This window comes from Schlesneria paludicola DSM 18645 (genome assembly GCF_000255655.1).
Lineage (GTDB): Bacteria > Planctomycetota > Planctomycetia > Planctomycetales > Planctomycetaceae > Schlesneria > Schlesneria paludicola.
Genome location: NZ_JH636435.1, coordinates 1,709,960 through 1,736,007 on the forward strand (window position 1 = coordinate 1,709,960; position 26,048 = coordinate 1,736,007).

Genomic DNA, 26,048 nt, shown 5'->3' on the forward strand with positions numbered 1-26,048 from the left:
GCAACTGCCTACAAGTCTTTCTTCGCCTCTTTTAAAGACTGCAACTGCACGACAGCAGATTTTTCCGATTTTCTTCAGGCACTTACCCGAAACCTACTCAAAGATTCAAAAGCGCAAAAAGCAATGACTTGCTCAGAAATCGCTGGAGCCAACCAATTCTTCTGGATACAATATCGTTCATAACGTCCACATCTGATTTAAGGCGAGTCGCCATGGAATCGACCCATAGCCTTCTCTCACCGAAGTCGGCAGCCCTCGCGCTGGGGGTCAGTGAATCTTCTGTGAAACGGTGGTGCGATCGCGGCCTCATCGAAACGATCCGCACCGCAGGGGGGCATCGAAAGATCGCAACTGGTGAGATCATTCACTTTGCCCAGAAACACGGAAGCTTGCTGGCCGCCCCCGAGCGAATGGTATTGTCGCTGCCTGCCGTCAGCGCAGAAACGTCCATTGCCGATACAGCGACGCAGTTCGCGGAACATCTACTGGCGGGCGACGCTCTTGCCGTTCGCCAGATCTTGATAGGTCGATTTCTTCGTAAGGAGCCGTTGAGCCTGTTATTCGACAACTTGATTACGGTTGCGTTTCGGATCATCGGCGCGCGATGGTCCTGTTCGTCCGCCGATGTTTACCAGGAGCGCCGTGGATGCAGCATAGTTTTAGACGTCTTTCAAGAACTGAAAGAGTATTTGCGTCCTGGCCTGCCTCGCCAATTCGCGATTGGTGCAACCACCACCGATGATCACTATGAAATCCCCTCGGCCATGGCGGAACTCGTCTTGCGCACCCAGCGGTACCAGACACAGAATCTGGGGACGGCCATCCCATTTCACTCACTCGCAAAAGCGGTAAAGGATCTTCAGCCGCAGCTATTTTGGCTGAGCGCATCGCATATCGCAGACGAAGCAGACTTCATAAAAGGGTTTGAAAAGCTCAGCTCAGCCTGCTCAGAGAATGAGACAGCTCTGGTTGTTGGTGGCCGCGCTCTGTCAGACGCAATCCGGCCACGATTGGTGTACTCAGCATATTGCGACACGATGCAACAACTCGCCACGTTCGCCGCAAGCGTGCAACGTTTAAAAACTGGGCCCAACGCGGCTGGCCGCAAACGTCCTGTCCGGACCCCGAATGCCATGCGACGAGGCGGTGATCGCAATGCCGACAAGCGTCGTCCACGCACATCGTGAGCGTCAAACGCAAATCCAGTTCGTCTGACAACTTCCTCAGGCGATCTACTTTTCGACTTCCCCAAATTTGATGCAGTGAGAAACCCACATGCTGAGATCGTTTTTGATCATCCTGCCGTGCTTTCTAGCACTCGACTGCCTTTGGATCGGGGTCTTGATGAACTCATTCTACAACCACGAAATCGGCGAACTCGCTCGTCGATCCGAAGGAGCGTTGGCACCGCGGTGGGGCGCCGCGTTACTGGTCTACTTGCTCATCCCAGGTGGCATCGTGGTCTTCGTTCGCCCCGCCTTGGACATGAAAGGTTCACTGCTTCATGCATTCGGCATCGGAGCACTGTTTGGACTGGTCGTCTACGGCGTCTATGACCTGACAAACCGTGCCATTCTACAAAATTGGAGCCTACGCATGACCGTGATCGACATGGTCTGGGGCAGCTCGCTCTGCGGGGCCATGGCGATCATGATGCGATTGGCAAAATGACGTCCACGGTGACCGATGAGCGGGAACGCGATGCCGGAGAATTGTGGCACACCCACAGGTTTCTCAAATCAGTAAATACAGTCTCGCTACCTGAGCACCGCGCCACGATGGGGAGACTCGAACGTGCCAGGACGTCGTGAATCCCAAGGTGCCTCGTCCCACGATGACAACGGGCGATTTCGGCGAACATCATTTCGAAGTTGGCGACGTTTTGGAGTCGGCACGTTTTTGAGGATGCACCGAGAGGACAGGGCATTTTGCGAGACGAATGAGTTTTTCGGCAACACTGCCGATCAGTAAATGCGACAGTCCGGTCCGTCCATGGGTACCGATCACAATCAAGTCGATCTGTTGCTCTTCGGCATACTTGACGATTTCTCGAACCGCATTGCCGACTCGCACTGCACAGACGAGCTTGGCGGCATTCACGAGGACGCCGCTCATCGTGCGATCCAACTGCGTCTGTGCGTCTTTGATCATTCCAGGTAATGCTTGCTCTGGAAGAATCCACGTTCCATGTGGGCCCGGAAGTGGCAACGGCTCGGTCACAATATGCAAGGCATGCAGTTCCGAATCGAATTGTCGGGCAAGAGCCACTGCATAGTCCTGCGCATCATGCGCTGACACGCTGAAGTCAGTCGTAAACAGAATGCGACGTACTGAGACACGCATAGGTTTCTCCACAATCAGATCACGTCAATGGTTTTCAAGGGCCGTTGGCCATCATCCCGAGTTCAAACCATCTCCTAACGCACGAATTGTGCCACCCGGTCACAATTGTTTTTTTCCAGCGGCACCAGCAGGACTTCGACACAAACGTGTCGCAAAGCCTCATATTAACTGGGCAATTTTTTTCCAGTTGGTTTGAGATGCGCTCAACGCCTGTTGAAATCTCGTTCGGGATACGAGATTTCATTGCGGATCGCAAACCCAACAAAAGCAAGGTGAGTCATGGCGAGGCTTGTTCCTCTGCTCTCTTGAGAGCGGTATCATTTTGAACAGCCACTGCCGTAGCAGCCAATAAGTCAGAACAGGCCCCGGATTCGCACTGATTCCGAAGATCAAACACGACCTTCAATTCTCATGACGCGGATCAATCGAAATGCGTCAGCAGATTTTGGCACGACGCCCATGAATGATACGTCATCGAATTTGTCGGAAGTCGCGCCTTCTGGTGATCAACCGCGCATCGATCAGCACGCGATCTCCTGGCACACGCTCACCGCGATCGAGACCAGCCAAGCTCTCAACGTCGACAATAAGCTTGGCTTGACACATGAGAATGCCAAACACCGACATCAGCAATATGGTTCAAATACGCTCGCGCACGCCCAGCAGCGGACCGCGATGACCATCTTCCTGTCTCAGTTCCGCAGCCTGATCATGCTCCTGCTGTTTATCGCCGCTGTCATCGCTCTGGCGATGGGCGAGGGTATCGAGGCGGCCGCGATTCTGGTTGTGATTCTGCTGAACGCAGGAATCGGTTTCTTGACCGAATGGAAGGCGCATCAGGCATTGTCCGCCCTGCAAAAGCAGTCGGTTCGAGTGGCCCATGTCATTCGAGACGGAACCGAAACCGAGATTCCGGCGTCGGAACTCGTTCCTGGAGATCTGGTCACGATTGCTGCCGGAGAACGTGTCCCCGCAGATGGACGGATTATCGAATGCGCACGATTGCAAGTTGTCGAAGCGGCACTGACGGGCGAGTCACTCGCCGTCACCAAAACGCCCGATCCCATTCTCGACAAGGATGCGTCTCTGGGTGATCGACTCAACATGGCCTTTCTGGGAACGACCATCACAGACGGTCGCGGCCGAATGTTGGTCACCAGTACTGGGGCACGCACCGAGATGGGCAAGATTGGCATGTTGATCGACGAAGCCATTTCGCCCGAGACACCACTCGAGCAGAAACTCGCCCGTCTGGGACGACTGTTAATCGTACTCGTGTCGGTCCTGTGCGCGGTGATCGTCGTCGCAGGCTGGCTCCGCGGACTTGAGGACTTCTGGCATATGCTTGAAGTCGGCATCTCGCTGGCAATCGCCGCGGTCCCAGAAGGACTTCCCGCCGTCACAACCATGACGTTGGCCCTGGGAATGCAACGAATGGCGCGAATGCGTGCCCTCGTTCGTCGACTGCCGGCCGTCGAGACACTCGGATCGGTCACAGTGATCTGTACTGACAAAACCGGCACGCTGACTCAAAACGAGATGACCGTCTGCGTTTTTGCACTGGACGACTGCGACGTGAAAGTCACGGGAGCCGGGTACGCGCCAATCGGAACGTTTCAGCTGGCCGGCAAAGAGATCGTGGCACGTTCCGATGAACGTTTGAGCCTGGCGCTTCGAATCGGTTCGCTTTGCAATGATGCCAAGATGGATCGCGCTCATGGAGATGACGCGGTTCTGGGCGATCCCACGGAAGCCGCCTTGATCGTCGTCGCCGAGAAGGCGGGATTGAATCAAGCGAATCTGGCTCGCGAATTCCCTCGAATCAGCGAGGTCCCGTTCGACAGCACCACAAAGCAAATGGTCACCGTCCACACGACAGCCGATGGGCACAAGATCGCCTTCTTGAAGGGCTCGCCGGGAACGCTCATTGCCGCAAGCACGTCGCAAGTGGGAATATCAGGATCGGTGCCACTAACATCAAACGCCCGTCAGCGATGGGAAGAAACCAACGTCAGAATGGCGGGCGAGGCATTGCGAGTTCTCGGGCTGGCATTCCGAGAGTTGCCGGACACATTCGACGAAGCAGAACTGACGCGTGACCTCACCTTCGTGGGACTGGTCGGAATGAGTGACCCGTTGCGCGAGCAGGCACTTTCGGCCATCACCACCTGTCGTCAGGCAGGAATCCGGACCGTCATGATCACGGGTGACCAACAGGCCACGGCCGCCGAGATCGCTCGACAACTCGGAATTGACCATGATCTTGATGGACGACCGCTACGCGTCGTGCACGGACGCGAACTGACGGGCCTTGACGCCGCGGGTTGGCAAAAGATGGTGACGGAAGCTGCGGTATTTGCCCGTGTGTCTCCCGAGCACAAGCTGCTGATTGTTGAGGCACTTCAACAACAAAAGCAAGTCGTCGCGATGACGGGTGATGGCGTGAACGATGCGCCCGCTTTAAAGAAGGCCGACATTGGAATTGCGATGGGACAGTCTGGAACCGACGTCGCCAAAGAAAATGCCGATCTTGTCATCACCGATGATAACTTCGCCTCCATCGTCAGCGCGGTTGAACAGGGGCGAGTCATTTATGGAAACATCCAGCGATTCCTGCACTACCTGCTTTCCTGCAACTTTTCAGAAATCATGACGGTCTTCTTCGCACTGATGATTGGCTGGCCGCTTCCGCTCGCCGCCCTTCAGATCTTGTGGCTGAACTTGATCACGGACGTCTTTCCGGCATTTGCCTTGGCATTGGAGCCGTCAGCCCCAGACGTGATGAAACGTCGGCCGCGAGATCCGGAAGAGTCACTTCTTTCCGTGCCGTTTATTGGCCTTCTCGTCTGGCAAGGAATGCTGTTAACAGGGGTCACTCTACTGGCCTTCGGCATCGGAATGTCGTGGCATGGGATCGACAAAGATGGATCGGGTGCCGCGACCACGATTGCCTTCATGACACTTGCTCTGTCACAGGTCTTTCACGTATTCAATGCGCGGTCACAACATCGATCGGCATTCACCGGCCGCCTGTTCACAAATGGTTGGCTCTGGCTGGCCGTGGCAATTTGCCTGATTCTGCAATTCTCTGCTATTTACCTGCCGCCGCTTCAGCGAGTGCTGCATACTGTCAACTTGTCCCTCGCGGATTTGGGACTGATCGCCGTCTGCTCGCTGTTACCGGTCGCTGTCGTCGAACTCGTCAAAACGATCCAGCGATTCGTAGCTCGTTCCGCACATCCCTGATTGAATCACGTCGTTTGCAAGCCGATTGCCAATCGCATCTGCCGAACCGCTCACTCGCGACATTCACACACTTAACGAACTCCGTCGACTTCGGTCGGCAGGCCATGGGCACAAGACGCCGCTGGCAAACACTATTGGGGCGATTGATGGATTCCGTACTGAAGCAAGATTCGATTTCCGAGTGGAAACAGTTCTGGAAGGCCCGCAGCATGCTGGTCATCGCCATCATGGCCTTGAGTGGAATTCTGCTTCATCTACTGTTTCGATACGGAATGGGACTCGAAACGTTCATCTATGACCTTCCACTGTGGACAGTCCTCATCCTGGGAGGAATTCCGCTCATCTATGGCTTGCTGAAAAAAGTTATCAAGCTGGAATTTGGATCTGATCTGCTGGCCGGACTCTCGATCGCCACCGCTGTGCTGCTCGGAGAATACCTGGCCGGGGCCATTGTCGTGCTGATGCTTTCCGGTGGAGAAGCCCTCGAAAGTTACGCCATTCGCAGCGCGTCATCCGTGCTGCAGGCACTGGCAAAACGAATGCCGTCCGTCTGCCACCGACGGCAAGACGGGCAGTTGCAGGATGTCGCACTCAGCGAGGTCGTGGTCGGCGATATTTTGGTGCTCTTCCCCCACGACATCTGTCCGGTGGACGGTGTCGTCACTGAAGGGCGTGGGATCATGGATGAGGCGTTTCTGACCGGTGAGCCCTTTCAGATCTCGAAGACCCCGGGTTCGGAAGTCATTTCAGGGGCCATCAACGGCGAAGCGGCACTCACCATTCGAGCGACGCGTCCCGCTACGGATTCCCGCTACGCGAAGATCATGCAAGTGATGCGATCGGCAGAGCAAAACCGGCCGCGAATGCGTCGATTGGGTGACACGCTCGGTGCGTTCTACACGCCGTTCGCCGTATTGATCGCGCTTTTCGCCTGGGCGATCAGCGGTCAATCGCAACGATTCTTGGCGGTACTTGTCGTTGCCACGCCGTGCCCGCTGCTCATCGGCATTCCGGTTGCGATCATTGGCGCAATCTCACTTTGTGCCCGCCGCGGGATCATTATCAAGAATCCGGTCGTGCTCGAAACCATCGCAACTTGTCGCACGGCCATCTTCGACAAGACCGGAACACTGACGTACGGTCGACCTCGCCTGACCGATCAGATCGTGACTTCAGACTTCGATCAGACCGAGATTCTGGGACTCGTCGCCAGCCTGGAACGCTACTCGAAGCACCCGCTCGCACTGGCGATTGTCGCCGCCGCCGAAGCCAAGAACATTTCACTTCAAGACGTGGCCGAGATCAGTGAACCGCCAGGGCAGGGGATGCGCGGTACGGTCGACGGCCATACGGTCCGAATCACCAGCCGTGGTGCACTCGCCAAAGCCCCGACGGCGGGAACGGATCAACTTCCTCCGCATGCTGGGGGCCTCGAGTGCGTTGTACTCATTAATGAGCGTTACGTCGCGTTGTACCGGTTCCGTGACGAACCCCGCATCGAAGGCGTCTCGTTCATCAAACACCTTCGACCTCGACACCATATTGACCGTATCATGATCGTCTCGGGAGATCGCGAGTCTGAAGTGCGCTATTTGGCCGAACAGATTGGGATCAGTGAGATCTACGCCCAGAAGACACCGGAAGAGAAAGTGACAATTGTTCGCGCCGAGACAGCCAAAGCACGAACTCTGTATGTGGGCGATGGGATCAATGATGCCCCCGCGTTGATGTCAGCGACGGTTGGCGTGGCCATCGGGCAGAATAGCGATATCACGACCGAGTCGGCAGGTGTTGTCATCCTCGACAGTTCGCTGGAGAAAGTTGATGAGTTCATGCACATTAGCGCGCGGATGCGACGGATCGCGCTGCAGAGCGCTCTGGGAGGCATGGCGCTGAGTATTGTGGGTATGGGCTTTGCCAGCGTCGGTCTGCTGTCCCCTGTCGCCGGCGCATTGTCGCAAGAGATCATCGATGTTCTGGCAGTCTTCAACGCGCTCAGAACGGCACTTCGCCCGAAAGAGCTGACAGATTTTAGCCCGCAGAACACGACCTCCGGCCAGAAACACCAATGAAGCCAAACGAACATCCAACAGCCGGACCCATTCTCAAACGGTATCCGACACGTTGTATCCATCTTTAAGAAAATGCACGACGTGTTTCACGACCTCTTTGGCGATCAGGATTCGGCGATGTCCGAAACGTTCGGTGACGACGAGCGTCGCTCGCGGCCATGCGGCCACGAGCGCAAGGGCATCTTCCAGCGGAATGTCGTCGTCGCCACGATCATGAATGATGAGCGCCGGTTGTTTTAGGTCAACAGCGACGTGAGCCAAATCCAAGCTTTTGAGAGGGACTTCTGTCCGTTCAGCGACCAACCGCACGAATGTCGGGATTTCATCTTCGGACATTCCATGGTGCCGGCCCCAGCGTTCAATGACAGCCGTCAGAGACGCGGGACCGCTGATCAGTACGGCACGTTCCGCGTCTAAGCCAAGATGGAGCGCGAACGCAGCGGCTGCCGCTCCAAACGAATGCCCAACCACACCGGACAGAGGACCGATTTCACGTCCGACGCCGGCAAGAGCCTGCGCGTAATCAAAAACAGAGACCTGGGTTCCAGGCGAGTCTGCATGTGCGGGCGCATCGACCGCAATCACTCGAAAACCTGTTTCGATCAAGGAGGGTACGAATGCACCCCAATGAGTTCTTCGACTTTCCCAACCGTGCGCAAGCAAGATGGTGGGACCAGTTCCCCACGCGGTCGCGGCAAGGCCGCAGCTCAAGTTGAGTCCCATACCGCGCCGCAACAACTCTTCATCCCGAGGTGTCGGCGGAAGCGATCGAGGCGTCAGAAACTGTGTCACGGCTTGCTGCAAATGGCTCTGATGTCCATGCTTTCCCGTTTCGTTGGTTTGTACGTACATCGAACTCCATTCTGATGATCATCGATCTGAATCACTATCGGTTTATGCTGATGCCTACGATGGAAAACACTTTCCAAAGGCAGCGAGCAATCGGGGCGATCCCTTGATTCGAATCCTGCGCGTCAGCAATGCCCATAGAAGGCTGCGTTCTTTTGCGAGAAAGCCAAGCCAAGTCTCGCTGTCGGCAGAGACACGCAGATCCGCCTCGCCGAGATGCCCTTCTTGGACAGTCAGCTTGCCGTCCCGAATTTCGATCGTGGCTTGACGCGGTTCCTTGCCGTGAAACGTAAAATGGTAGACAGCCGCTAGGCCCTTGGACTGTCCCGGTTGAAACGAGAGGGATACCCCACGCATGAACGCGGAAATTGTACGCACCCTCACACCATTTCCAACCCGCTTGATCTTCTTCTTCGGAAAGCGCCGGGCGACGTGCGATTCCGCATCGGAACCGGGAACGACGTAGATCGTTTCCTCTTTCTCCATCAGCGGTCGAACAACCTCTTTCAGAAATTCGGCTTTGTCGGAAAGATAGGGACCGATGACATCTTCGCCCGCGGGGCAGACGGACAGGCAGTAGGCCGCTTTGTAGTTTGGTCCGAATGCAAGCGATTGCCACATCGAAGCCGTCTCCGTATCGCTGACCTTGCTTCGGTACGCGCGACGATCCTTTCCATCAACCACGTTCTCGATCCAATCGCTGAAACCGCCCATGAACTCTTTGTAGTTGTGAGTCATGCAGTTTGAGAAATTGAAATCTCCGTTGGGTGAGATCGCACCGACAGGACATGCGGCCACGCAAAGCTTGCACTCCAGACACGGATTGTACGAAATTGGTTGATCGTAGGCCGTGGCTTCGGCATCAATCAGGACAGTTCCCAGCAGGATGAAATTGCCAAACTTCGGATGAATCACATTGCGATGAATGCCCATCATCCCCATCCCTGCGGCAACGGCGACCGGCTTGTGAGACACCACCCAGATTTTCTCGCCGGGAAACCGATCCATCTCCATCGGAAAACCCATGGCGGGATTCATGGCACGCACGCCCTGACGTTCCAAGGTTGCGACGACAGTGCGCGCGACGTCATTGACCTGATCACCCGTGTGGTGAAATTCGAGATTGGCAACCGATCGCGCAGGACTGCGAATCGGCTCACGATTCATCCGACAAACGAAGGAGAGCAATGTTTTCGCTCGAGGGTAAGCGCGAAGAATATCCGCGCGCTGATCATCCAATGCGGGTCGCGTGATTTCGATCAGCCCCGCATCGTCTGCCCCGCAATTGAGTGCGAGTTGACGCAGCCATGCGGCATCCAGCTTCGGAATCGACGGCCGCTCGGGTGAAATCTGCGCCTGTGCCATAGCCATGATCGCCTCACAACTTGTATATACAACCATCTTACCAAAAAAAACTATCGCTCCATGGAGCTGCTCTTCACCCGCTTGATCGCAGAGTTGAGTAGCGTCAGGCCATCATCGCCGATCAGCTTTGTGGCCTCGGTCTGAGCCTTCTCCCAAGCGGGGATTGCCTTCTCCATCAGTTGCGTTCCCTCTTGGGTGAGCCGAAAAGGATGGTGTCGTCCATCTTCACCGGGAAGAATTTCGAGCCAGCCGTTCGCCACCATCCGCTCCACAGTCCGGCTAAGCGTCGATGCGTCGAGTTCCAGAATGTCACAAACCTCTGTCGGACGAGCCACACCAAGCTTCGCCGTGACGGCCAGAATGTTCCCCTGGCTTAGCTTCACCCCGAGTGGTCGCAGTGCATCATCATAAAGCTTGGTGATGACGCGATTAAGTAGCCGCAACCGCCCCGCAATGCACATTGTGGCGATCGATTCGAGATTCGTGGCGGGTTTGTTCATCGTTCAGCTCCTTCCCTCGGACTTATTTGTATACACAACAAACTGACTGATCAAGCCCTTTTCTTGAAATGACCGATTTGAAGACGGCTTGACATGGGCCAAAACACACACTGACGGGACGCCGATTCTGCCGGAGCGCCGTGTGAAATTCCCGGTTCGCACGCACATAGCTTTCCCAGGCGGCATTCCCGACACAGAGTTACCATTTCGAAAGGGGGATCGCCCGCAACGCTCAAATGCCTTACCTGAAAGGGCGATGAAGCATCGCGATCTCTGCTTCAGCTACCGTTCAGGGAGGAATGGTTTCGATGAATGCGCCCTCGTTGGCGAATTCGCATGCCCGCCAAAATGCGAACCTTGAACAGGCAGTTCACCCGGCAGATCCCCGTCTGCAAATCGCCTCGATGACGATTCGTTCGCGACAACAAATCAGACGGCTTCGACCGCCACGATTCGAGGTCCTCGTTCTTTGCGTGATTTTCGGTTACAGCGTTCATGCAAGCGAGATCACCACTCGCGACGGCACTTCGACGAGACTTCGATTGCGGACGGTCCAGCAAGTCTTTAACGAAGAACTTGAGGACGACGCGTCCGTCACGGGTGAGTCGAGAGAATCGGACCTGTTTCTCGAAGACACTCCCGAGTTGCTTCCCTCGCCCGCGTCAGAGCCGCCCGTCGACGATCGACACGATTTGGAAGAACGGATTCGCGAACTGGAAGCACAACTCAATCGCCAGCAAATGCAGGACGATTTGTTCGCGGACCAGCTTTCTTCGCTCAGCGCGAAAAAGGAAAGCAAACCCGATCCGAAGCTATTCAAGGTGTTCTGGAAAAACGGTGTCCTGTTCGAGACACCCGATAAGAACTTCACCGCGCACTTCGGCGGACGCACGCAGGTCGATACCGTATGGCTGAATGCAACGCCGGAAGCAATCGGCACCACAAATGGATATGGCGTTCAGAACGCCGCCAACTTCCGACGGGCGCGCCTACGCATGGATGGGACGATCTACCAGACAATCGACTACGTGATGGAGTATGACTTCGTAAACTCGGTCAATGACAACGCGGGGCTTGCGGGTCAGCCCGCGACGGCGTTGAACGTCATTAACGTCCCCGCGCCGACTGACCTGTGGTGGCAATTTCGCGAAGTACCGATCGTCGAAAACGTGAAGGTCGGTCTGCAGAAAGAGCCAATCGGACTCGAGCACCTGACCAGCAGCCGTTATCTCGACTTCATGGAACGCTCGTACAATCAAGACGCCTACACGGGACCGTTCAATAACGGGTTCACTCCAGGCGTCGCGATCCTGAAGAATTTTGGTTCCGACCAGCAAGGCCTGTTTCACGCAGGGGTCTTCAAAAACACGGATACGATTCCGACGGGGATCTTCAGCTACGGCGGTTCAACGAATGCCGGTTACAACTTCGATGCCCGCCTGAGCTACTTGTTGTGGAACGAGGACGACGGCCGCGATCTATTGCATGTCGGCGGTTCATTTAGCCGCCGCGATCCGCTGAATGATGCCATTCGCATTCGCACGCGAGGCTCATTACGAAACGGGCCTGGATCATTGAATCCCATCTACGCCGACACGGGCAATTTCTTTGCTGCCACCCAAGACCTGGCCGGAGCGGAACTCTCGTGGATCAAGGGATCGTTCCAGCTTCAATCCGAATACATTGTTTCGGCGTGCGAGGATGCTCGCAGCGCGCTGTCGGGTGGAACAAACTACGGCAACTACACCACGTACGGTTACTACGTGATGGGGTCCTATTTTCTGACTGGCGAGCATCGTGAGTACGAGAAGAAGTCAGGTGCATTCGGACGTGTGGTGCCGCATCACAACTCCAAACTGTACCCGAAAGATTGCTCAGAACCTTATTGGGGTGCCTGGCAAGTTCTCGCTCGTTTCTCCGATCTGAACCTGAATGACGATGGGCTGCAGGGGGGAGACACCCGCGACTACACCCTCGGCGTCAACTGGTTTCTGAATCCCCATATGAAGATTCAGGCCAACTATGTGCTGACGGATCGGCGCGATGCCAACCCCGCATTTGCAGGTGCCGGGATCGCGGGCTCAGGCTGGATCAACGGGTTTGGCATGCGGTTGGCTCATGATTTTTGAGGATCGTGAACTTTCGCAGAACGCATGCGAACGGAGTGAACCGAGTTGCCCCACTGACGGATTGCCGGGATACTGCACGAACATGGCAACCGTTCCGTCGTCGAAGCCTCGCATCGTCCGAACCCGGTTTTCCGCGAGTTCAACACGTCGCCGCAGGTGGAAGCTCGTCTCGCAGGATGCATGTGGAAATGGCAGATTGCCAGCACGGCAATCTGTTCAGATCCGAATCGCCGCACCTCTTAAGGAACATCTGATGCCTCGCAAACCAAAGACAATCCGATATGCCACCTCAATGAAACTGCTGGGATTGCCACTTCTCGCAATTGCCTGTGGGCCCGATGCATCAAAGGGTGAAGCAAAGGGATGGGCACGCGGAATCATCGCCATCGGCGATATGGCAACGGGGCTGATTGCGATTGGCGGTCTCGCGGGCGGCGGAATTGCCGTCGGCGGAGTCTCGCTCGGCGCCATCTCGATCGGAGGTGTCGCACTGGGCGGCATGGTGCTTGGTGGAGTGGCCGTCGGACTCCTCGCGATGGGTGGCGTCGCCGTTGGACATTACGCAAAGGGAGGATCCGTCGTCGGTACCTATGTTGTCGGCCCCAAGCGCTGCGATCCGGAAGCCGCCCGAGTGTTCAACATGTTGTACCTTGGAAGTTCGAAACCAGCGGCAAAGGAAGACGCCAAGCCAGAGCATCAAGAAAAAGACGAAGACATCAAATCAACCGACAAGGCGATGGACGAACCCGCCGACGCATCCAAGAATGCGACACCCTGAACGGCCAATTTGTTCGGTACCGGTGAGTGTCAGTCAGTTTTGCATGCCACTTGAGAGTGATCGGCTCGCCCAATTCAATCACCGGGCGAATACTCACCCAACGCATCGCCGGCGGGTGAGGTGGCGCACGTTCCGTCAGGCTACGCAGTAGGCCGGTCTTTCTCGACGGCAGTCTCGCCGGGGGCCGGAACTGTGTACACGGCAAGAATCGCGGGTAAGAAGACAAGATCACCCACCATGGCGGTAATCATCGTTAGCACACCCATCGATGCGAAGATTCGCTGATCGCGCAGATCGCTGAATGTCACCGTAAAAAAGCCTGCGACCAGGACCATGGTCGTCATCAACATCGAAGTTCCCACCGCTTCGAACGTACGACGAATGGCCTGCTTGCGGCTGGTCGACCGAGGCAACTCCTCCTGGAATCGGGTGAGGAAGTGAATGGTGTCATCCACGGCAATCCCCAGACAAATTGTGAAGCAGCACACGGTTACAATCTCGAGCGGTTGTCCGGTGAAGACCATCCACGTCGCACAAATCACGAGCGGAAAGATGTTCGGGACCATTGCGATCAATCCGATCCGCACCGAGCGGAACACGATCCCCAAGACACAGATGATGATGATGGTCTCGCTGCCCAGGCTCGATCCCATATCGAGCGCGATACGATACAGGTTACGCCAACGATGAATGGCAGAGCCCGCAAGATCCAAACGAAATTCTGGATGTTCGCCGACTACTTGAGCCAACCCTGTTTCGATCCGTTGAAAGACGGTGCTGTACTTTGCGATTCCAATATCCAGAACTCGAAACGTGACTGTCGCATACTGATCTTCGGGCTTATAGAAAGCCCGCTTCAGTGGTGGTGGCAACAATTCGATCATCGATGCGCGTTCTTCCGTCGGGCTATCACCCGGAAGCGCATCTAATAGGCTGCGAATCGAAAGAGGAGTTCCAATGAGCGGCTCAGACTTCAGTAACTCGTCCACCTGAGTGACGACCTTCAGAACTTCGGTCGAATCCGATGCCACATTCGATGACCAGTGAATCCGCACTTCTGAGAATTCCAATCCCCCGAGTGCCTTGTCCATCTGGTGCAAGGCTTTCGTGGCTTCGGCACTCTCAGGCAGGAAACTCGATCGTCGTTCGTCTGGACGCAGCTGCATCGCAATCATGGCGCAAACAACAGTCACCACAATCCCGACCCACGCCACAGGCTTAGGATAACGCAGAATCAGATCGACGAAGCCGACGACTCGATGCAGATGTCGTTCAATGAACCCTTCTTGCTGCTCGATCGGCTCGAGCCGAATTCCCAGAATCTTGCGGCTGAGCAGCGTTCTCAGAAACTTGGCGGGACGCGAAAGGTACGCCAGCGGGATCACGATCAGGATGGCAAACACCGTCAGGATCACACCCAACACGCAGCTCCAGCCAAACTCCTTCACAATTTCGTGCTGTGCGAGCGTCAGCGACCAAAACCCGATACTGGTCGTGATGGACGTCAGAAAACAGGCAAGCCCAACTTCCTGCAAACCAGCCCGGGCCGCATCGCGTTCGCCCATCCCGGCCGAATGAAATCGGCGGATCTGAACCATCATATGCACACCATCGGCCAGACCCACCAAACTCAGCATCACCGGCAACACGACGTCATTGAAGGGGTTGTCCTGCAAGTGAAAGAAATTCAGGAATCCGATCGTCCAGAAGATTCCCAAAATCGGGCCCAACGACAGAATCACAACCGAGACCACACCGCGGAACAGCACGGCCGCCATCAAGATCACGACGCCATACCCAATGACGCGAAATTTGAGATTATTTCGTTCGTGGGTCTGCATCATCGTTAGACGGATCGGAACCTGTCCGGTAACACCTACGGTGAACTTCACATCAGGGAACTCCGCCAGCGCTGACTCCGCCGTCTTTCTTAGATTGCTGCTGCAATCTTCATCGCTCGTCACATAGAGCCAGTCAAAGTTCACCAGCACGATTAAAGTACGACCATCGGGCGATAACAGTTGTCCCTTCACGAGCGGATGCTTTAGGGCACGCTCACGCGCCACGACGAATCGGGCAGGGGATGCTTCCGATTTTGGAAAGAGCGGTTCGCGCAACCCAAAGATATTCAGAACCGGCACGCGGTCCATCCAAAGCAGATTGCGGACATAGGGAATCGCTTCGAGAGAAGAGATCATCGCCCGCAAGGCTTTGGCACCACTCGGCGTAAAAACATCATCCGACTCGATCACCAAAATCGCATCCGACCGAGTCATTTCCAACGCTTCCACGTTGGGTCGCGGCTTTTTCGGCGTTTCGGTGTTCGCGACACTTGAGGCCACGGGTTCGAGCGGATCTTTCGCGTGAGGTAGAAACAGATTCCGGACGCGTTCTGGGTCGACATAGCCAACGGTGGCAATCGCACTCATCACGATCAGAAAAAGATAGGCCCAACCGGGGCGATCGACGATCCAGGCGGTGGAACGACCAAATCTATGGGAAATCGACAACGGGCCCTCACTCACCATTCACGGGGACAATCGGCAAGCCATCCACAACCGCGGAGAATTGGTCATTAGGGGTGATTGCTCTCCTCATCCACCCGTCGCGTCTCCTATTTACGGTTTCCTACGACGCCACTTTGCCGCGGCTTCGATTTCCTCACGACTGAGTTTTCCATCACGGTTGGAATCAAAATCATGAAATCCAAAATTGCGGAAACCCAGCGGAGTTTCCTGCCGTTCGACCACGCCATCATGATTCTTATCAAACCGTTCGAAGAACTCGACGACAAACTTTTCGACCGTTTCGGATTCGCTTTTCTCGGCCCCTGTTCTGACGATCAATTTCTGTTTGTGGCGCTGCGGCTCTGGTTCCGCGTCCACCGTCCGCGGTTCGGCAACTTCAAAAAATGCAACCGCCATTTCCTCCCAGGTTTGGTCGCCCCAGGTCACCGATTGCGACGGGTCGGGGTTGGCGGGATTCGTCTTTGAATTGTCGAATCGTGCGGTGAACTCCAGCTTATCAATCGACGCAAGCGGAAGCGGTTTCGCGAACTCATACACATGTTGCCAGTTGAAATCATACCGGGGCACATCCAACAGAACCTCAGTCGTCTCACCCTGACGACTGATCGCTTGAAACGCTTTGCCACGGACATGCATGTGCGGAATGATGGCCAGTAGTTCAGCCTTTTTCGGGAACCAGCCAATCTGTCCGTGGACAGGATAGTCGGGATTGTGGGGCGGAATCTCGAACTCCTGATCGATCCCCAAAAGCGTGAAAACTTCGTGTGTCACCTGCGATTCGGGAATGAATGTCATGCCGATTTGTGTCAAATCGTCTTGCTCGATCCCGTTCGGGGTGTAGTGCATTTGAAACACAAACTTCGATCCGGCGGGAACGCGTCGAGCATGCCCCGGCAGCAAGTTAAAGCTGCGTTGCCCAGGGACATACCCAGTCAGATATCCAACACCGCGGACGTCTGATCCATCGGGCGGGCGTACGAAGACGATGCAGTGATGCACCGTCGACCGATTGCCTGGAATCACCTGCGCTGCCGAGACCCACCGATCTTCTTCAAACTGAGGATCAACGACAAAGTACTGGTATTCGACCGTTCCGCTGGCGGGAACGTGAAACGGTCGGTCACGCATCTTAAGCACCAGATCGGGCGATCGACTCAACTGCCAGCCAGACAGAGATTCTTCCTTCGGCGGCAAATCAACTGCATCGCCATAAGGCATCCCGGCGTTGACCCAGTCGCGCAGGAGTTGCTTGTCCTGATCCGGCATGGTCCGTGCATTCTGAAAGTGACCAAACTTCGGATCGGCATTCCAAGGCGGCATCCTGCCGGAATCGACGGTCTCGAGGATTGTGTCGCCCCAGCCCAGAACCTCATTGTAGTCGGTCAATGAAAATGGACCGATCTCTCCTGGTCGATGGCATTCGACGCAATGCTGATTCAATACGCGCGAAACCTGCTTACAGAATGTGACCTCAGAATTGGTCGCAGCCTGCTTGACTCGGCCAATCGTACAACCTGTGGTTTCCGTTCGAGGCACGCTCACAGCCTTGTCAGCCAGCAATTCCTCTAGAGCGACCCGCAGATCGTGGCGTGTCGGCATTGAACGCATCACGCCTGGCTGGTACTGATCGTCGACGCGACCGTGATACCGAATCGCGAGCGTCTGATCCAGCACGAAGACTTCTGCCATGTGCCGCGCACCAAACAGATCTGCCACCTTGTTAGCGGGATCTTTAAAAAGAGGAAACGAAATCCCGTATTCCTTCGCGTATGCCACCAGTTCCGCAGGCGAATCCTGCGAGTTGCTGTTCACACCAATGAAGCGAACATCTTGCAATGTCGATTCGCGCGCCAACTGATTCAATCGTGGACCATACTGTCGGGCGAGCGGACACTCGGTGCCAAGAAAACAGACCACGGTCAGTCGCGGTTTTGCCTCAGGCACAATCTCCGTCACGTGCCCCGTGGCATCGACCAGCTGGAAACCCGGCACAGATCGGGGTTCGAGTTCAGAGCGGACCTCCGCTCCGAATACCATGCCTGCCATCGCAAGCTGGCAAAACCACAATCGCATCGGCGATTTGAAGTAAGACGTCACCATAGTCCATCTCTTTCCGACGAGACATGCCCAACGGTCGCGATGACCGATCCGCGGCTTGACAATTGAACGGATGGGACGGACCAGATATGGTCCCCATCATTCGCGCGGCCGTTCGATCAGGACGGATTGTCTTCGACGCTTGAGTTGATTGTCAATTGCCGCCCGGAAAGGGACAGAAATCATCAGAATTGCTGCGTATCCAACAGGATCTGCTGCTTCAAAGTGTGCGCCAGCAACTTTGCGGAGGCAAATCGGTCGTCCATCTCCGTCGACAGGCATTTGAGACAGATTCGTTCGTACGGTTCGGGAATCTCGGGATGCCCCTGTTCGAAATGACAGGATCGCGGTGCGGGGGGGCCGCCCTGCAAGATCTTCTCACGCAGACCGCTCAGGGTTGGGCTTGAGAATGGCTGGCGTCCCGTCAGTAGTTCGTAAAAGACAACTCCCAGTCCATACACATCCGTGCGAACGTCAATCGATCGCCCGACCTGTAATTGCTCTGGCGCCATGTACGCCAGCGTGCCCACCGACGTCATCGCTTCGTGGCGAAGTTCACATTCGGTGACGGCAATGCCGAAGTCGGCCAGGACGGGCATTCCATTGTCATCCAGCAAGATGTTCGACGGTTTGAGATCCCGGTGAATGAACCCTTTTTCGTGCGCAAACTGCACACACTCGGCGACCTGTGCCACAATCCGTGCTGACTCGCGCCAGGTCAGTGAACCTTGCGCGAGTCTGTGAGCCAGCGTGCTGCCATCCACCAGGTCAAACACGATATAGCATAAGCCATCGGCATTCCCGACGTCATGGACTGTCACAATTCCCTGGTGCTTCAACTGGGCAACGCGGCGTGCTTCCGCGAAGCAGTTGACTGTTGTGACTTTGATGGCGACAGGCCGCAGTAGGGCGGTATCCAGCGCACGCCACACCTGCCCAAAGCCCCCCTCGGCCATCAGGCTTTCCATTTCATAGCGTCCCCCGAGAGTGACTGGCACGCTCCTTCGCTCCAGCCCCGTCACGAGCGGTTTTTCGATCATGGTCTTGTACGAAGTCGAGGTCGACTCGATATGGACCGAGTCCAGCCAATCCATCGCTTTCAACTGACGAATCTGAGCCATGAGTTCCAGCAAAAGATCCGGTGACTCACGACACAATTCGTCCGCCGACACCTCGTTCCCTGCGTCACGCAGTTCGTCCCATTTCACAAGGAGTGACGCCACGGAATCTTGCACGGACACGCCCCTATCTCTTTCAACGCTCGATTTCCATCAGACCATCTCGAATCGCAAGCTTCGCACTACGCCAACGATTCTTGACCGTCCGATCGGTGACATTCAGAAGCCTGGCAATGGTCTTTTGATCGAATCCTTCGTACCAATAAAGATCAAAGACCTCTCGTTCCGGATCCGGCAAACGCTGAACGGCTTCGTGAAATGCCGTCCATTCCTCCAGTGACGACGGTTCGCTTTGAACGTCCGGGTGCCCGTCCAAAATTGAATCGCCGCCACTCATGAGCTGAACTGAGTCCGTCTGATGTTTCGCGGCCGCACCTTCCGGACCGAAATGATGCCGCGTCATGTCGATCAGTTCACGCCGGATCTGCATCGCGGCGAGTCCAAAAAACTGCTGAGCACCACTTGGGCGAATTGTTACCAAGGCCTGGTGCAAACGAAGCAGCGCGTTCTGAAGTACGTCCCCGGTTTGCTCCCACCTTCGCAATCGCGGATAGTTTCGCAACATCGTTCGAGTGAGCTTTTCCAACCGATCGCACGAGTGTCGAATGATCTCGCTACGAACCTCGTCGAGTGCCACTCCATCGGTTGCCTGAAGTTTTTCAAGCCAAGCCTGAAGAGCATGGCTTTCGTCCGCTGCGTCATGCATCAAAGGGAGCTTCTCTCTGGAACTCAGGATTCGTTCCAAAACATTCTAACGCGACGCCGATGGCAACCAAGTGCTCGCCATGGCGTTCATGCCTTATCAGCCGGTTGAAATCAGTGGGGAGAGGCACGCACTTTGGTTGTCACAAGTCGTGGCATTCTTGAATCTTCGCGCGGCCAGTTCCCCCTGAATTTGACGGCGTTCGCTGCCCCACGTCGTTGGTTGCGTCAGATTTTTGCAGTCAATTCGAGAGCCCGCAGCAGCCTGTGCTTGTCCTGATATCCAACCAGAGAACGAACAACGTCGCCGCGATCAAAAATCAAGACGGTCGGCACAGCACTAATATTGAAACGAGTCGCCAGATCTGGTTCGTCCCAAACATTGATCTTCTTGACGTGAAATTGTCCCGAATTCTCTACAGCCAGTTCGTCCAACACAGAATCCTGAAGCCGGCAAGGACCGCAGCCTGGCGTCCAGAAGTCCACGACGACGGGGATTTCCGACTGCAAAACTTCGGCATCAAACAATTCGACGGTCAGTTCCTGAATCATCGTTCATTCCTTCATCATTCAAAGGTCGTTAAACATCCTTCCAATTGAAGAAGCGGAAGCGAGGTCCCCGAGGGGAAAAGAAACGTCAGAAAATATTGAGAGGTGTTTCCGGTATGAAAACCCGAATCCTGTCAAAATGCTTACACACCGTGCGGCAGAACGTCATGCAAACAGGCCACGAGACTCAGTCCCATGGCCTGTATTTGAAATCAATTCACACCGATTTGACGGGGAATCACGCGTTGCGTTCTTCCACAATCGTGAAGTCCGCGGATGGAGGTTGAGGCCCGATGTTGACGCCGATCTTTTCCGCGACCAGCAGCGACATCAGAGTCCCCAGCATGCCGATCTGTGTTCCGTCTCCGCCGGACGACAGCATCGTTGCGGGAACCAGAGGTTGCTCACTTTTCGATAACGCTTGCGCCACCACCGATAGGGCATATAGTTTTGGGTCTCCATACGACGCGACTTTCTTGAGCAACACGTCGGCTTCGGCGGAACCGACAAGGTTTACTTTTTGCGATTGGCCCTGACCTTCGAGTGAAATACTTTCACTTTCGGCCCTGGCCGTGACGACACGTCGTTCTGCGTCCTTTCGCGCTTTCGCCAGATCCGCTTCGGCCTGGTTGGTCGTGATCGCAATCTTGATCGACGATTGAGTCAACTGCTCCTGCATTTCGGCCTTGGCGTTGGCATCGTTAAGGCTCTTCTTCTTTTCTGCGGCTTGCTCCTGTTTACCGTAGGTCTCGATCTGTTCGAGCGACAATTGACGTAGTCGCAATTGCTCCAGCAGGTTCTCGATCTTGCCATCGTCTTGCTTTGATTCCGGCTTGCCGATCAGAACGTCGACACACCCGATGTCGAACTGCTCGAACTTCGCTTTCAATTCACTTCGTGCCTGCTGCTGGATCTCATCGCGGCTATGCACCAGTTCCAACATGGTCTTCTTATGAGCGACGTCCCGAAAATAGGCGCTCAGCATGGGATCGATCGTCTGCGTAATCAATTTCTTGACATCGCCAAACCGCTGAATGACGTTCGGGGCTTTCTGATAGTCGATATGCACCACCACAGACAGCGGCAGGATCGGTTCATAGGCGTCTTTCGTAATGAGATCGATCGACTTCAACGACTCGTCATACTTGTGCCCTTCACTCTTGCCCGTGATCCAGTGCAACACAAAGTTCGTGGTCGGAACTCGGATAATCTGACCGGCATATGTATTGAATGGATATTTTCCCGGTCCCAGAGTCGTTTCCCACACACCACGCTCACCCTGGTGAACGCGCTCGCCATGCCGGAACTGCACACCCGATGTATCGCTTCCCTGTTTTCCATAGTAGCTGACCACAACGCCCACTTCGCCGATATTGACGACCTCCTTGGGAATATGCTCAATCGACGCAAACCAGCGATTGATGAAATAGGTTCCGTCCAGCAATGGGGCATACTGCTTCCCACGTCGGCCTCCGGCCCTCAGGAAGGCTTCAATATCCTGGTAATTATTATGGTAGTTCTCATCGCCCGCTTCATTTCCGACCGGCGGCGCAATGATCTCTCCGGACTGCAGCGAAGGTCCATCTTGAGTTGTCACAATTCCAATATCGTCGCTCTTGCTACCGGAGGAGCTGCCGATGACAACCGGACTGAATCCGTCGACCGACAACAACTGCTGCTGCCATTCCGACAGATTTCGATCGTTATCAATCGAGAAAACGCCGTCTTCTCGGATGATGTTGAACACGGCCAGATTGATGGCGTACACCCCCTCGCGTAGAATGGCGCGCTGGCGACCTTTCTGTCCGCCCTGCAAGAAGGTTCGCACATCCTGATAGTGATTGCAGGCAACGACGCGACCCAGTGTCTGACTCGGCCCGAGAGCTTCACCCGCGCGGGCAAACACGTACGCCAGTTTTCCCTGTGTCACGGTCATGAGTGGCCGTTTGTGGACGGCGAATTGCCATCGCCAATATCCGAAATGCAGGCCACCACGCAGGACATTCGGCTGAAATCCGGCCTCTCCGCTGAGTGCGACGATGTCCCCATCGCCCAAAGATCCTTTGGCTGACCAGAGTTTTTCCACGATCCCCACTTTGTCGTTGGGGATATAGCGAACCACGAGCCAGAGCAAGAACATTGCAGCGACCGCAGCAGCTCCAACACCGACGCCCAAAGACATGAACACCGACATACGACATCCTTCGTAATGTTTTGACCGGGGACAGCGTGCTTCCGCAAGCGTTTGCCACACTCGGTCAAGCAGAAAGTCGCGCAGCGGTGCCCTCAACTGCGGAGGCAACTTCGCTGGCGTAAACGTGAATAAGATGTTGTGAGTTTGTGGGTCTGCCGATTTCGATCAGAATTCCGTCAGCAGTTTCCGCTTCGCATGGATGACGATTTCCTGTCCCGCCATCGATTCGCTGGGGATCGATTCGCCTGGATTGAAAAACCTAAACGGCAGCAGATCGAAGGCGGATCACGGAATTCCGCAACCGATTTCTGATTTCCTCATTTCATTACATTTTCTTAATACCGCATTCACTCTTGTATTTAAAATGCCTGAGGTATCGACCTTGATCGACACCACAACCAAGGCAAAGGCGTCTGTTATGCCGCATTCCGAAAAGCATTCTCGCCGAGATTTTTTTGAGATGACGGCGGCGGCAGTGGGATCGTGGTCGCTACCAATGACCTTCAGCGCGTTCACTCGGAATGCACTTGCATTTTCGCCTCGGGCGGGTTTCGGCCCCTTGAATCCGACGCGGGATGAAGCGACGGGCCTGGAGCTTTTAAAGCTACCCGAGGGATTTCGCTACGTTTCGTTCGGCTGGACGGGCGACATGATGTCCGATGGGACATTGACGCCGCCGAATCATGACGGGATGGGAGTCATCCACGCGGACGGAGACATTGTCACTCTCGTCCGTAATCACGAAAACAACGATCGTCAGACTCCCTTTTCCAACCAGGGAACGCCCTATGATCTCAAAGCAGGGGGTGGCTGCACGAATCTCCAGTTTGACACCGCTACCGGAACGTGGCTGAAAGATTGGACCAGCCTGGTGGGCACGGCACGCAATTGCGCCGGCGGCGTAACGCCTTGGGGGACCTGGTTAAGTTGCGAAGAAACCGTGTTGGGACCGGGCAGCATCAAGGATGGCCGCAAGCAACTGTACGAACAGGATCATGGATTCGTCTTCGAGGTCCCGCCGACAAGCGTTGCGGAACCGGTCCCTCTTAAAGCGATGGGACGGTTTGTCCACGAAGCGGTGGCTGTCGATCCGGCCACGGGACATGTCTATCAGACGGAAGACGACGGAACGGCAGGGTTTTATCGCTTTATCCCGAATCAACCTGGGCGTCTTGCGGAAGGCGGCCAATTGCAAATGATGCAGGCGGTCGAGTTCCCCGAGCTGCGACGCGAGGTTCCCCTGAACCAGCCCATTCACGTCAACTGGGTGGACATTGATGATCCGACGCGGGCCCATTCGCCGGGAACCGAAGATGGTCACGGAGTTTTCCAACAGGGGAAAATTCAGCAAGGCACAACCTTCGCAAGACTGGAAGGTTGCTGGTACGGCAACCAATCCATTTTCGTCGTATCGACCAGCGGGGGCGATGCAAAAAGCGGTCAGGTCTTTCGTTACGACCCACGGCAGGAAACGATCACGCTCATTTTTGAATCGCCCGGGGTGGACATTCTCGATTCGCCTGACAATTTGACCGTCAGTCCCCGTGGCGGAATTGTGTTATGCGAAGACGGCGATCGCGAGCCACAGCGGTTACACGGGCTGACGGCAACCGGATCGCTCTTTGAATTGGCGGCCAACAATGTCGTCTTAAAGCCGGGCGAGCGACGTCGCATTCACGGTGACTTCCGCAAGATGGAATGGTGCGGCGCGACATTCAGCCCCGATGGACGCTGGTTGTTCGCGAATCTTCAGACACCCGGAATCACGCTGGCCATTACCGGCCCGTGGGAATCCGCGGGCTTGTAATCATCAACGTCCGAACCGCCTGTTGAAGTTACGGGAACGGGCTCCGCATTGCTTCAAAGGCGCGATGGCGCCGTGCAGACCAGGGCACCTGTTTCCCTGATTTCAACGAACTTGTAAGCCGCTCGGTGCAAGACACGTTTGTCTTATTTTCTGTCCTCGTCAGTTTTCTGTCCTCGTCCTCAGGAGAGATGCGTTATGCGCAGTATTCATCGGAAGTCGGGCTTTACGCTCATCGAGCTGCTGGTCGTGATCGCGATCATTGGCGTCTTGGTATCGCTGCTTCTTCCTGCCGTCCAGCAGGCCCGCGAAGCCGCGCGCCGCACTCAATGCAACAACAATTTGAAGCAGTTGGGTCTGGCACTTCACAACTATGTGGAAGGCTTTGATCGCCTGCCACCCGGGGGCACGCGTCCGACCGGCGCTGCGATCACGAACGGATCGAACAATAATTGGGGAACGAACTGGATCACGCGAATCCTGCCGTATGTCGACCAGGCCAATGTTTATAACCAATATGACATGAACGTCGAAGGACGCGTCGCCCCCAATGCCGCACTGTGTTCCAAAACCCTGACGGCACTTCTGTGCCCAAGCGACACGATCGGAGCACCGTGGGTCCATCCGGTCAGTAACTATCCGCCCAAGGCCAAGGGGAACTATGCGGCCAACTTTGGACTGGGAAATCCCTGGTCGGGTACCGTCTGGAACAACTCGGCCGTTCGTGGACCATTTCGTGCCCACATGTACTACGGCGCCGGCTTCCGCGAGATCACCGACGGTTTGTCGAATACGCTGTTCGTCGCCGAAATCATCCAGGGAAAAGAAGCAGGCGATGTTCGTGGGACGTGGTCGTTTGCACCGGGGTCGTTCATCTGCGGACAAAGCTACTACCCTGACGATATTTCTCCCGAACCATTCCTTCCGCTGACCCCGAATGGCAACGCGCTCGACGATTCCAAAAAGGATCGGCCGTCCTATTGCAGCGCCAGCAATTCGGATCGCGACCTGCGCTGCCTCGCATATCGGCCAAATCAGGCATCGCAAACCGCTCGCAGCAAGCATATTGGCGGCGTTCTGGTCTGCATGGGAGATGGTTCCGGACGATTCATTAGCGATTCAATCAATGCCACTGTCTGGGGCAATATCCTGGCCATCAGTGATGGCAACGTGGTTGGTGATTATTAGCGGCATATAACACCGCGACCAAGAGATGTTCAGATCGGCGGCGCGAACGCCACGTCGCGTCGCCGACTGAACATCTCTCGTCGTTCTTTAACACAAGGACCTTCTACGATGCACGATCGCTCTGCCGCCATCGTCCTCACGCTCTGTTTATTGGCCGTCGGTTGCGGCCGGAACGAGCTACCATTTACGGATCATTCTCGCGATCCCGAACTTTACGCAAAATCGGCGCGGGCCATTGTGGAAAACAACTGCAAGGCCGCCCGCAAAGGCGATCCCGCGATTCATTTAGCCCCCGTCCTGCAGGAGCTTGAACGGAATGATCGCCCCGTCGGTCCGCGAAAAGAAATCTTCGCGGAATTACGTCGCGTCTGCCGGGAAGCGGTTGACATGATTCGTGCCAGCGAAGGAAATCGCCCGAGCATTCAACGGCATCTGGACGAGATGATCGAATTGGCGAGCCAATTGCCCGCGAATTCGAATTCCACCGTTCGCCCGCCCGTGGAACCTGGTTCATAGTGCCCACTTC

At 55.5% G+C, this 26,048-nt stretch carries 19 protein-coding genes; 9 read left to right on the plus strand and 10 right to left on the minus strand.

All coding sequences use genetic code 11. The annotated features are described in order from the left end of the window. Positions 1 to 212: 212 nt before the first annotated feature. Both OSO_RS44985 and OSO_RS0124715 read left to right on the plus strand, forming a co-directional pair. Positions 213 to 1,187, plus strand: coding sequence for a MerR family transcriptional regulator (locus tag OSO_RS44985; protein WP_010585743.1), 975 nt, complete (start codon positions 213 to 215; stop codon positions 1,185 to 1,187). A gap of 88 nt (positions 1,188 to 1,275) precedes the next feature. Then, positions 1,276 to 1,671 (plus strand): DUF2177 family protein, encoded by a 396-nt coding sequence (locus OSO_RS0124715; protein ID WP_010585744.1) that lies wholly within the window; start codon positions 1,276 to 1,278, stop codon positions 1,669 to 1,671. Positions 1,672 to 1,860: 189 nt separating this feature from the next. Here OSO_RS0124715 and OSO_RS44990 read toward each other — a convergent pair whose 3' ends face one another. Beyond that, complete coding sequence (locus OSO_RS44990) at positions 1,861 to 2,343, minus strand: universal stress protein (RefSeq protein ID WP_010585745.1); 483 nt, start codon at positions 2,341 to 2,343, stop codon at positions 1,861 to 1,863. A gap of 459 nt (positions 2,344 to 2,802) precedes the next feature. On the opposite strand from OSO_RS44990, the gene OSO_RS0124725 reads away from it, so the two are divergent. Both OSO_RS0124725 and OSO_RS0124730 read left to right on the plus strand, forming a co-directional pair. Next, on the plus strand, positions 2,803 to 5,589 hold the full coding sequence (locus OSO_RS0124725; RefSeq protein ID WP_162130559.1) for a cation-translocating P-type ATPase: 2,787 nt from the start codon (positions 2,803 to 2,805) through the stop codon (positions 5,587 to 5,589). A gap of 146 nt (positions 5,590 to 5,735) precedes the next feature. Then, positions 5,736 to 7,661 carry a heavy metal translocating P-type ATPase gene (locus OSO_RS0124730; protein ID WP_157605431.1) on the plus strand — a complete coding sequence of 642 codons (1,926 nt, stop codon included), beginning with the start codon at positions 5,736 to 5,738 and terminating at the stop codon, positions 7,659 to 7,661. 33 nt (positions 7,662 to 7,694) lie between these two features. Here OSO_RS0124730 and OSO_RS0124735 read toward each other — a convergent pair whose 3' ends face one another. Genes OSO_RS0124735 through OSO_RS44995 form a run of 3 tightly spaced genes read right to left on the minus strand, consistent with a single transcriptional unit; the run spans position 7,695 to position 10,375 of the window. Further along, entirely contained in the window at positions 7,695 to 8,513 is an 819-nt protein-coding gene (locus OSO_RS0124735) for an alpha/beta fold hydrolase (protein WP_010585748.1), read from the minus strand. A 54-nt stretch (positions 8,514 to 8,567) separates the two neighbouring features. Next, on the minus strand, positions 8,568 to 9,875 hold the full coding sequence (locus OSO_RS0124740; protein ID WP_010585749.1) for an SCP2 sterol-binding domain-containing protein: 1,308 nt from the start codon (positions 9,873 to 9,875) through the stop codon (positions 8,568 to 8,570). Between the two features lie 50 nt (positions 9,876 to 9,925). Next, positions 9,926 to 10,375 carry a MarR family winged helix-turn-helix transcriptional regulator gene (locus OSO_RS44995; protein ID WP_010585750.1) on the minus strand — a complete coding sequence of 150 codons (450 nt, stop codon included), beginning with the start codon at positions 10,373 to 10,375 and terminating at the stop codon, positions 9,926 to 9,928. Between the two features lie 308 nt (positions 10,376 to 10,683). Between OSO_RS44995 and OSO_RS0124750 the strand changes: the two genes are divergently transcribed. Beyond that, the gene (locus OSO_RS0124750) at positions 10,684 to 12,504 is read left to right on the plus strand and encodes an OprO/OprP family phosphate-selective porin (protein ID WP_157605433.1); all 1,821 of its coding nucleotides are present in this window, start codon (positions 10,684 to 10,686) and stop codon (positions 12,502 to 12,504) included. A 253-nt stretch (positions 12,505 to 12,757) separates the two neighbouring features. After that, positions 12,758 to 13,282, plus strand: a complete 525-nt coding sequence (locus OSO_RS50415) for a hypothetical protein (RefSeq protein WP_157605434.1) — start codon at positions 12,758 to 12,760, stop codon at positions 13,280 to 13,282. Positions 13,283 to 13,422: 140 nt separating this feature from the next. Here the strand turns inward: OSO_RS50415 and OSO_RS0124760 are convergent, their stop codons facing one another. From OSO_RS0124760 to OSO_RS0124790, 6 genes are all read right to left on the minus strand, one after another. Continuing rightward, the gene (locus tag OSO_RS0124760; RefSeq protein ID WP_162130560.1) at positions 13,423 to 15,792 is read right to left on the minus strand and encodes an efflux RND transporter permease subunit; all 2,370 of its coding nucleotides are present in this window, start codon (positions 15,790 to 15,792) and stop codon (positions 13,423 to 13,425) included. 108 nt (positions 15,793 to 15,900) lie between these two features. Further along, positions 15,901 to 17,910: a redoxin domain-containing protein gene (locus OSO_RS0124765; protein WP_010585754.1), complete on the minus strand. Its 2,010-nt coding sequence runs from the start codon at positions 17,908 to 17,910 to the stop codon at positions 15,901 to 15,903. Positions 17,911 to 18,092: 182 nt separating this feature from the next. Further along, complete coding sequence (locus OSO_RS0124775) at positions 18,093 to 19,148, minus strand: serine/threonine-protein kinase (protein ID WP_010585755.1); 1,056 nt, start codon at positions 19,146 to 19,148, stop codon at positions 18,093 to 18,095. A 13-nt stretch (positions 19,149 to 19,161) separates the two neighbouring features. Then, positions 19,162 to 19,791 (minus strand): RNA polymerase sigma factor, encoded by a 630-nt coding sequence (locus tag OSO_RS45005; RefSeq protein WP_010585756.1) that lies wholly within the window; start codon positions 19,789 to 19,791, stop codon positions 19,162 to 19,164. Between the two features lie 224 nt (positions 19,792 to 20,015). Beyond that, positions 20,016 to 20,339, minus strand: a complete 324-nt coding sequence (locus tag OSO_RS0124785) for a thioredoxin family protein (RefSeq protein WP_010585757.1) — start codon at positions 20,337 to 20,339, stop codon at positions 20,016 to 20,018. Positions 20,340 to 20,574: 235 nt separating this feature from the next. Further along, positions 20,575 to 22,530, minus strand: coding sequence for an SPFH domain-containing protein (locus tag OSO_RS0124790; protein ID WP_010585758.1), 1,956 nt, complete (start codon positions 22,528 to 22,530; stop codon positions 20,575 to 20,577). A gap of 418 nt (positions 22,531 to 22,948) precedes the next feature. Between OSO_RS0124790 and OSO_RS0124795 the strand changes: the two genes are divergently transcribed. The 3 genes from OSO_RS0124795 (at position 22,949) to OSO_RS0124805 (ending at position 26,038) form a co-directional block, all read left to right on the plus strand. Continuing rightward, positions 22,949 to 24,337: an alkaline phosphatase PhoX gene (locus OSO_RS0124795; RefSeq protein WP_010585759.1), complete on the plus strand. Its 1,389-nt coding sequence runs from the start codon at positions 22,949 to 22,951 to the stop codon at positions 24,335 to 24,337. Positions 24,338 to 24,532: 195 nt separating this feature from the next. Beyond that, a complete protein-coding gene (locus OSO_RS0124800) occupies positions 24,533 to 25,522 on the plus strand; it encodes a DUF1559 domain-containing protein (RefSeq protein WP_010585760.1) in 990 nt (329 codons plus the stop codon). A 108-nt stretch (positions 25,523 to 25,630) separates the two neighbouring features. Continuing rightward, on the plus strand, positions 25,631 to 26,038 hold the full coding sequence (locus OSO_RS0124805; protein WP_010585761.1) for a hypothetical protein: 408 nt from the start codon (positions 25,631 to 25,633) through the stop codon (positions 26,036 to 26,038). Positions 26,039 to 26,048 lie beyond the last annotated feature (10 nt).

Bases quoted from the DNA above. Each gene is read 5' to 3' on its own strand.
- OSO_RS44985 (WP_010585743.1), top strand. From the start codon at position 213: ATGGAATCGACCCATAGCCTTCTCTCACCGAAGTCGGCAGCCCTCGCG.
- OSO_RS0124715 (WP_010585744.1), top strand. From the start codon at position 1,276: ATGCTGAGATCGTTTTTGATCATCCTGCCGTGCTTTCTAGCACTCGAC.
- OSO_RS44990 (WP_010585745.1), bottom strand. From the start codon at position 2,343: ATGCGTGTCTCAGTACGTCGCATTCTGTTTACGACTGACTTCAGCGTG.
- OSO_RS0124725 (WP_162130559.1), top strand. From the start codon at position 2,803: ATGAATGATACGTCATCGAATTTGTCGGAAGTCGCGCCTTCTGGTGAT.
- OSO_RS0124730 (WP_157605431.1), top strand. From the start codon at position 5,736: ATGGATTCCGTACTGAAGCAAGATTCGATTTCCGAGTGGAAACAGTTC.
- OSO_RS0124735 (WP_010585748.1), bottom strand. From the start codon at position 8,513: ATGTACGTACAAACCAACGAAACGGGAAAGCATGGACATCAGAGCCAT.
- OSO_RS0124740 (WP_010585749.1), bottom strand. From the start codon at position 9,875: ATGGCACAGGCGCAGATTTCACCCGAGCGGCCGTCGATTCCGAAGCTG.
- OSO_RS44995 (WP_010585750.1), bottom strand. From the start codon at position 10,375: ATGAACAAACCCGCCACGAATCTCGAATCGATCGCCACAATGTGCATT.
- OSO_RS0124750 (WP_157605433.1), top strand. From the start codon at position 10,684: ATGAATGCGCCCTCGTTGGCGAATTCGCATGCCCGCCAAAATGCGAAC.
- OSO_RS50415 (WP_157605434.1), top strand. From the start codon at position 12,758: ATGCCTCGCAAACCAAAGACAATCCGATATGCCACCTCAATGAAACTG.
- OSO_RS0124765 (WP_010585754.1), bottom strand. From the start codon at position 17,910: ATGGTGACGTCTTACTTCAAATCGCCGATGCGATTGTGGTTTTGCCAG.
- OSO_RS45005 (WP_010585756.1), bottom strand. From the start codon at position 19,791: ATGCATGACGCAGCGGACGAAAGCCATGCTCTTCAGGCTTGGCTTGAA.
- OSO_RS0124785 (WP_010585757.1), bottom strand. From the start codon at position 20,339: ATGATTCAGGAACTGACCGTCGAATTGTTTGATGCCGAAGTTTTGCAG.
- OSO_RS0124790 (WP_010585758.1), bottom strand. From the start codon at position 22,530: ATGTCGGTGTTCATGTCTTTGGGCGTCGGTGTTGGAGCTGCTGCGGTC.
- OSO_RS0124795 (WP_010585759.1), top strand. From the start codon at position 22,949: ATGCCGCATTCCGAAAAGCATTCTCGCCGAGATTTTTTTGAGATGACG.
- OSO_RS0124800 (WP_010585760.1), top strand. From the start codon at position 24,533: ATGCGCAGTATTCATCGGAAGTCGGGCTTTACGCTCATCGAGCTGCTG.
- OSO_RS0124805 (WP_010585761.1), top strand. From the start codon at position 25,631: ATGCACGATCGCTCTGCCGCCATCGTCCTCACGCTCTGTTTATTGGCC.